Source organism: Streptomyces sp. NPDC057137 (assembly GCF_042670825.1).
Lineage (GTDB): Bacteria > Actinomycetota > Actinomycetes > Streptomycetales > Streptomycetaceae > Streptomyces.
The window spans coordinates 23,099-29,613 of record NZ_JBHUUW010000084.1 but is presented as its reverse complement, the minus strand read 5'-3'; the positions used below and the strand labels follow the sequence as shown (position 1 = coordinate 29,613).

7 protein-coding genes and 1 pseudogene are annotated in these 6,515 nt (G+C 72.4%); 5 read left to right on the top strand and 3 right to left on the bottom strand.

The features are described 5' to 3' along the window. The 3 genes and pseudogenes from ACFT9I_RS36240 to ACFT9I_RS36230 all read left to right on the top strand — a co-directional run. Positions 1-306 (top strand): annotated as a pseudogene (locus ACFT9I_RS36240) (hypothetical protein); the annotation flags it as partial. 332 nt (positions 307-638) lie between these two features. After that, positions 639-1,697 (top strand): NlpC/P60 family protein, encoded by a 1,059-nt coding sequence (locus tag ACFT9I_RS36235; protein WP_382571598.1) that lies wholly within the window; start codon positions 639-641, stop codon positions 1,695-1,697. Positions 1,698-1,766: 69 nt separating this feature from the next. After that, positions 1,767-2,162, top strand: a complete 396-nt coding sequence (locus ACFT9I_RS36230) for a hypothetical protein (protein WP_382571596.1) — start codon at positions 1,767-1,769, stop codon at positions 2,160-2,162. Between the two features lie 6 nt (positions 2,163-2,168). Here ACFT9I_RS36230 and ACFT9I_RS36225 read toward each other — a convergent pair whose 3' ends face one another. Then, positions 2,169-2,891: a LuxR C-terminal-related transcriptional regulator gene (locus tag ACFT9I_RS36225; RefSeq protein ID WP_382571595.1), complete on the bottom strand. Its 723-nt coding sequence runs from the start codon at positions 2,889-2,891 to the stop codon at positions 2,169-2,171. After that, entirely contained in the window at positions 2,888-4,285 is a 1,398-nt protein-coding gene (locus ACFT9I_RS36220) for a PspC domain-containing protein (RefSeq protein WP_382571593.1), read from the bottom strand. The genes ACFT9I_RS36225 and ACFT9I_RS36220 overlap by 4 nt, the downstream gene beginning before the upstream one ends. 166 nt (positions 4,286-4,451) lie before the next feature. Here ACFT9I_RS36220 and ACFT9I_RS36215 point away from each other — a divergent pair, with 166 nt between their 5' ends. Continuing rightward, complete coding sequence (locus ACFT9I_RS36215; protein ID WP_382571592.1) at positions 4,452-5,759, top strand: PspC domain-containing protein; 1,308 nt, start codon at positions 4,452-4,454, stop codon at positions 5,757-5,759. Further along, positions 5,746-6,009 (top strand): hypothetical protein, encoded by a 264-nt coding sequence (locus tag ACFT9I_RS36210; protein ID WP_382571590.1) that lies wholly within the window; start codon positions 5,746-5,748, stop codon positions 6,007-6,009. Before ACFT9I_RS36215 ends, ACFT9I_RS36210 begins: the two co-directional genes overlap by 14 nt. Here ACFT9I_RS36210 and ACFT9I_RS36205 read toward each other — a convergent pair. After that, complete coding sequence (locus ACFT9I_RS36205; RefSeq protein ID WP_382571589.1) at positions 5,916-6,434, bottom strand: DoxX family protein; 519 nt, start codon at positions 6,432-6,434, stop codon at positions 5,916-5,918. The genes ACFT9I_RS36210 and ACFT9I_RS36205 overlap by 94 nt on opposite strands. Positions 6,435-6,515: the final 81 nt, after the last annotated feature.

The window sequence follows — 6,515 nt, the reverse complement described above, 5'->3', positions numbered from 1 at the left end:
GACCGGGACGGTCTCGTCCCGGTCGGCGCGGCCGTGGGGGGGGCAGGCGGCGATGCCCGGCCCGGCCGACAGCCGGGGCACGCGGCCGCCGTCGAGGACGCCCCCGACGTCCCCGACGTGACCGCTGAGCGGTCCGTTCGCGGTTCGGTGATCCCCGCCCGCGCGGTGATCACCGACAGCGGGTCGGTGGCGGCTACCGGGCTCCTCGCCGAGGCGGACGGCAGGGAGAACCCGGCCGCGTATCCGCTGTTCCTGCCGGGAACGGCGTCCCCGGCACCCATCCCACGGCGGGCGCGTGGATCGTGACCAGCCCGGTGTCCGCCCCCGGCGCGTACGACCGGCCCGCCGCCGCAAGGCATGGGCCGCACCCGCCAGGAGGCCCGGTCCCGGCGTCTCCGTATCACCGCCCGCCCTCCCGCGTGCCGGTGTCGTCGGAATGATCAAGACCGGTCCGAAACAGGCGAGGCGGGCGCCCGCCCGGTGGCCAGAATCCGTCGTGGAGCTACCGGCTCCGGGCAATAGCGGCCATGCCGACGCGCTTCCGTGACCGCCGCGCCTAGCGTCCTCCACGACAGAAAGTCCGTACGAAGCAGCGCCTCCTCGCGAGAGCCGGACCGAAGAAGGATGTGGACGCCCTCGTGGCAGCGCACCGCCGACCCCGATCCAAACACCGACCGTTCAGCGGCCCGTACGGCCGTACGGCGGCCACGCTCGCCCTCGCGGGCGCCGCGACGGCCACCGGTCTCGAAGGGCCCGCGCACGCCGACCCGCAGCTCAGCACCGCGCAGGTGAAGGCGAAGGTCGACAAGCTCTACCACGAGGCGGAGGCCGCCACCGAGAAGTACAACGGCGCCAAGGAGAAGGCCGCCGACGCGAGCGCCTCGCTCGACAAGCTGCGTGACGAGGCCGCCCGGCGGACGGAACGGCTCAACGTCTCGCGCAACGCCCTCGGCTCGATCGCCACCGCCCAGTACCGCGCCGGCACCCTCAACCCGGCCGTACAGCTCGCCCTCAGCTCCGACCCCGACGAGTACCTGCGCGGGGCAGCCCTCGCCGAGCGGGCCGGCTTCCAGCAGGCGCAGGCCGTCAACAGGATGCGCGCGCAGCTCGGCGAACTCGGCCGCTTACGTACGAAGGCCGACGGGAAGCTCGACGAGCTGAAAAGCCGTCAGGCCGACCTGGCCGAGCACAAGTCGATCGTCAAGAAGAAGCTCGCGGACGCCGAGAAGCTGCTCGACAGGCTCACCGCCGCCGAACGCGCGCGGTACACGGCGAGTGCCGGGTCCGCCGATCCACGCGCCGACCGCGCGCAGGGCCGCGCCGCGACGGGTGCCGTACCGGCGCCGAACGCCCGCGCCGCCGCCGCGATCGCCTACGCGCGCGGGGCGCTCGGCAAGCCGTACGTATGGGGCGCGACCGGGCCCGACGGATTCGACTGCTCCGGTCTGACGCAAGCCGCCTGGCGCGCCGCCGGAGTCTCCCTCCCGCGCACCACGTACACCCAGATCAACGCGGGCCGACGGGTCTCCCGATCCCAGCTCGCCCCGGGCGACCTGGTGTTCTTCTACTCCGGCATCTCACACGTCGGGCTCTACGTCGGCGGCGGGCAGATGATCCACGCCCCCCGCCCCGGCGCCGGTGTGCGGATGGCCCCGATCGACCAGATGCCGTTCGCGGGCGCCACCCGCCCCGCGTAACGGTCGCGAGGCGCCCACCCGGCCCAAGCCCGGGTGCCGTACCGCCCCCGCCGCACCACGATGAACGCCATGAGACACCGACGGGCCCGCGCGGCCGTCCTCACCCTCGGCGCGCTGCTCGTCCTGGCCCCGGTCGGTGTCACGCCCAAGGGCTGCGGCGAGCTGACCGGCGGCCGGCTCTGCGTCGAGGGCCCGGTGGGCGGCGAGGGGGCGTTCACGACGCGCTACGTACGACACGGCGCCGGCCACACCGAAGACCCCGACCCGGCCCTCGACGTCCAGCTCGGCTACCAGCGCAAGGACACACGGATCACCGCGTTCCCCGGCTGGTTCGGCACCCTCCGTACAGAGGACGGCTCGGCCGCGCTGACCGGCAGGCTCGACACGGCACGCGGCGAGTGCGTCCGGGGACTCATGAACCACGACGGCCGGGACTACGTCACCGAGTGGCTCTGTTCGAACTGAGTGCGCTCACACCAGCCTGCGTGCCGTCGCCCACCGCGTCAGCTCGTGCCGGTTCGAGAGCTGGAGCTTGCGCAGGACCGCCGAGACATGGGACTCGACCGTCTTCACCGAGATGAACAGCTGCTTCGCGATCTCCTTGTACGCGTAACCGCGCGCGATCAGCCGCAGCACCTCGCGCTCGCGCTGCGTGAGGCGGTCCATATCCTCGTCCACCGGCGGCGCGTCCGTCGAGGCGAACGCGTCGAGCACGAAGCCCGCCAGGCGCGGCGAGAAGACCGCGTCGCCGTCCTGGACGCGGAAGATCGAGTCCACCAGGTCCGTGCCGGTGATCGTCTTGGTGACATAGCCGCGCGCACCGCCGCGGATCACGCCGATGACGTCCTCGGCCGCGTCGGAGACGGACAGCGCCAGGAAGCGCACCGGGTCCTCGGCCGCCGCCATCAGCGGGGCGCAGCGCCGCAGGACCTCCACGCCGCCGCCGCCGGGGAGGTGGACGTCGAGCAGGACGACCTCGGGGCGGGTCGCCGTGATGACCGTGACGGCCTGGTCGACGTCGGCGGCCTCGCCGACGACCTCCACGCCCGTGGTCGCGGTCTGCCCGATCTCGGCCTGCACTCCGGTGCGGAACATGCGGTGGTCGTCGACCAGCACCACACGCACCCGCCTGGCCTCGGCCTCTTCCCCGCCGCTGTCGCCGCTCGTGCCCGTCGTCCCGCTGGTGCCGGTCATGCGTCCGCCGCCCTCTCCATCTCAAGCTCCACTTCCGTGCCCCCGTCGGGCGCCGAACGCACCCTCGCCGTACCGCCGTTGCGTTCCATCCGGCCGAAGATCGATTCTCGTACGCCCATCCGGTCGTCCGGCACCGAGTCCAGATCGAACCCGGGCCCGCGGTCCCGTACGGAGAGGAAGACCGTCCGGCCCTCGACCTCCGCGAAGACCTGTACGGCGCCTCCCTCGCCACCGTACTTGGCGGCGTTGACCATTGCCTCGCGTGCTGCCTGCATCTGTGCGGTCAGTTTCTCGTCGAGCGGGCAGTCGCCGACGACCACGACCTCGATCGGTACGCCGTGGTAGTCCTCCACCTCGGCGGCGGTCGCCTTGACGGCCTCGGCGAGGGTGTCGGGCTCGTTCTCCTCGTCCTTGCCGGTGCCTTCCGGCTTGTACAGCCAGGCCCGCAGCTCCCGCTCCTGCGCGCGGGCCAGCCGCCGGACCTCGCCGCCGTCGTCGGCGTTGCGCTGTATCAGCGTGAGCGTGTGCAGGACGGAGTCGTGGACGTGCGCGGCGACCTCGGCGCGTTCCTGGGCGCGGATGCGCATCAGGCGCTCGTCGGACAGGTCCTGGGTCATGCGTACGAGCCAGGGGCCGGCGAGCAGCGCGACTCCGGCCACGACGGCGATGGCCGCCGTCAGGACGTTGCCGAGCTGGGCGGCCGAGCCGCGTACGACCATGAAGACGGTCAGGCCCATGCCGACGAGGGCGACACCGGCCAGTCCGCGCGCCAGTTGGAAGATCCTGCGGCGCCTGCTGTCCGTAGAGAGGGACGCCCACTGCGCGCGGCGTGCGTTGTCCGCCTGGCGCCAGACCAGGACGACACCGGCGCCGATGAGCAGCGTCGGCCAGATGTAGTGCCCCGCGCCGCCGCGGCCGAGGTCCGCGCTGGCGACGAAGATCGTCCCGACGACGAACAGCGCGATGAGCGCGAAGGTCTGTCCCCGGTCGGGTTTACGGAGCCGGCGCCGCCCGTCACTGGTCGTCTCGAACAGCGGCCGGGACCGGGTGGGCGTACCGCCGAGGCCGAGCGGGACGACGATCCAGAAGATGGCGTACAGCAGCGCGCCCAGCCCCTGGGCCAGGAACAGGGCGAGGAAGACCAGCCGCACCCAGCCCACCGGCAGCCCCAGATGGCCCGCGAGGCCGCGTGCGACGCCGCCCAGCAGCCTGCCGTCCGCGCTGCGGTAGAGCTTGCGCAGCGGCTGCTCGTCGGCCCCGGGTGCCGTCCCCGACGTACGGCTCCGGCTCCGGGCCGCGTTCGACGAACCCGAAGCCGGTCCCGCAGCCGATGACGACGAGGACGACGAGGACGAGGACGAGGAAGGGGGCGGAGTGGGCGTGGCGACCGGCATGCCACTGATGGTCACACGGCCGGGCGGGCCCTGGCATCAGGGCTGCGCCCTGAGAGCGGCCCCGAGAACGACCCTGACACCCCTCGCCCGCCCGCCGCGGAATATCAGGGACCGGCCAGGGTCGGGACGGGTGGAGACCGGGCGGCCGGGCCGTCACCATGGACGCATGACTCGGTCCGTACCGCACACCTCGACGCAGCCACCGCCGTCACCGGCTCCTCAGCTGGTGCGCGCGCCGCGCCAGAAGGTCGTCGCGGGCGTCTGCGGCGGTCTTGGGCGGTACTGCGACCTGGACCCGGTCATCTTCCGGATCGTCATCGTCGTGCTCACGCTGACCGGCGGCATCGGACTGATCTTCTACGGCTTCGCCTGGCTGCTGGTCCCGGTCGACGGCGAGGACGAGAACGAGCTGCGCCGGCTGCTGTCGGGCCGCGTCGACGGCGCCTCCCTGATCGCCGTGCTGCTCGCGCTCGTGGGCTGTGGCCTGTTCCTGTCGATGCTCAACAACAGCGACACCCTCGGCTTCGCCACGATGCTGTCGATCGCCGCGATCGGTGCGGCGGTCTGGTCCCACCGGCGACGCGCCACCAGTCAGGACGGCGGCCCGCTCGACCCGGGGACGGCGGCGGCCGTGGCCGAGGCTCCCCCGGAGACGAAGGCACCGCCGACGCCCGGCAGCCCGTCGTGGTGGCGCGACCCGATCGTCAAGGACGGGACGACGGGACCGACGTCGCCGACCGGCTATCTGTGGGGTCCCGACGACGAGGCCGACGAGCCGGCCGGCGCGTCACGTCGCGGGGCGGGAAAGCGGAAGGGGTCCGGGGCGTCCTGCGGGCGGCAGGCCCCGCACGGGATCGGCGGCAGCGTCTTCACACTGGCGATGCTCGCGGGCGGCCTCGGCCTGGGGCTGTCGTGGGACACCCAGCCGCTCGGTACGAGCCTGCAGATCGGCTTCGCCGCCGCGCTCGGCGTGTTCGGCCTCGGCCTCGCCGTGAGCGCCTTCCTGGGACGTACGGGCTTCGGCACGATCTTCCTCACGGTCCTGACGGCCGGACTCCTCGGGGGCTCGGCGGCCATCCCGAAGGACATCGGCACGGACTGGGTCCGCACGACATGGCGCCCGGCGGCCGTCGCCTCGGTGTCGCCGTCGTACGAACTGGGCACCGGCGTCGGGACACTCGACCTGGCCGGTGTCGACGTCCCGGCGGGCGAGACCCTCCGTACGAAGGCTGAGGTCAGCGCCGGGAAGCTGAAGGTCGTCGTACCGCGCGACGTGACGTTGAAGGTGCACGCGGAGGCGGGGTTCGGCGACCTCCGGCTCCCCGGTGAGCCGCCGAACGACATCGACATCTCACCGGCGCAGGAACGGACGCGTACCGTGGCCCCGCCCAAGGGCGTGAAGCCCGGGGGCACACTGGACCTTCGGCTCGAAGTCGGTGTCGGACAGGTGGAGGTGACCCGTGCTGCTGCATGAGTTCAAGCCGGGCAAGCTGGTGGCCGGCCTGGCCGTGATGGGCGCGGCCACCGTGTTCGCCGGTGACGCCGGAGGCTGGTGGGACGCCCCCTGGTTCGTGGTCGTCCCGATCATCTGCGGCGGCCTCTTCCTGGCCTCCGCCGTGTCGATGGCGGACTACCGCATTCGGCGCCGCCTGTCGGCGAGGGCCGCGTCCAAGGAGAACACCGAGGCGCCGGCGAGCACGAGCGGCAGCCAGGCCATGAGGTAGGCGAGGTCGTTGCCGTAGTAGTACGGATCCGACTGCCAGCTCACCGTCAGCCACAGGCTCAGTGAGATCAGCGCGCCACCGAGCGCGGCGAGCCGGGCCAGCAGTCCGACAAGGGTGCCGAGTCCGACGGCCAGTTCACCGATGGCGATGGCGTAGCCGAAGCCCTCGGGGCTCTTGAGGGACAGGTCGACGAGCGCGGGTATGGCCGAGCTGTCCCGTACGCCCCGCATCAGTTCGCCGACGGAACCGGTCCCGTTCGCCGACATGAAGGCGCTGTCGGTGAGTTTGTCGAGTCCGGCGTAGATGAAGGTCACTCCGAGGAAGATCCTCAGCGGTACGAGCGCGTACTTCGTCGCCAGTTCCTTCCAGCCGTGCCGCTCACCGCCCATCGTCCCGTAGGAGTCCGTCCGATATCCATGCGTCATCGCGCACCCTGCCTTTCCGCCGCCCACGTCGCTCGCAGGGCTCGATTGTCCCCGCGTGCCTCGTGCATGCATACGGATGGG

Excerpts from the sequence above, each read along its gene's own strand:
- ACFT9I_RS36230 (WP_382571596.1), top strand. The coding sequence starts at position 1,767 with ATGAGACACCGACGGGCCCGCGCGGCCGTCCTCACCCTCGGCGCGCTG.
- ACFT9I_RS36225 (WP_382571595.1), bottom strand. The coding sequence starts at position 2,891 with ATGACCGGCACCAGCGGGACGACGGGCACGAGCGGCGACAGCGGCGGG.
- ACFT9I_RS36215 (WP_382571592.1), top strand. The coding sequence starts at position 4,452 with ATGACTCGGTCCGTACCGCACACCTCGACGCAGCCACCGCCGTCACCG.
- ACFT9I_RS36220 (WP_382571593.1), bottom strand. The coding sequence starts at position 4,285 with ATGCCGGTCGCCACGCCCACTCCGCCCCCTTCCTCGTCCTCGTCCTCG.
- ACFT9I_RS36205 (WP_382571589.1), bottom strand. The coding sequence starts at position 6,434 with ATGACGCATGGATATCGGACGGACTCCTACGGGACGATGGGCGGTGAG.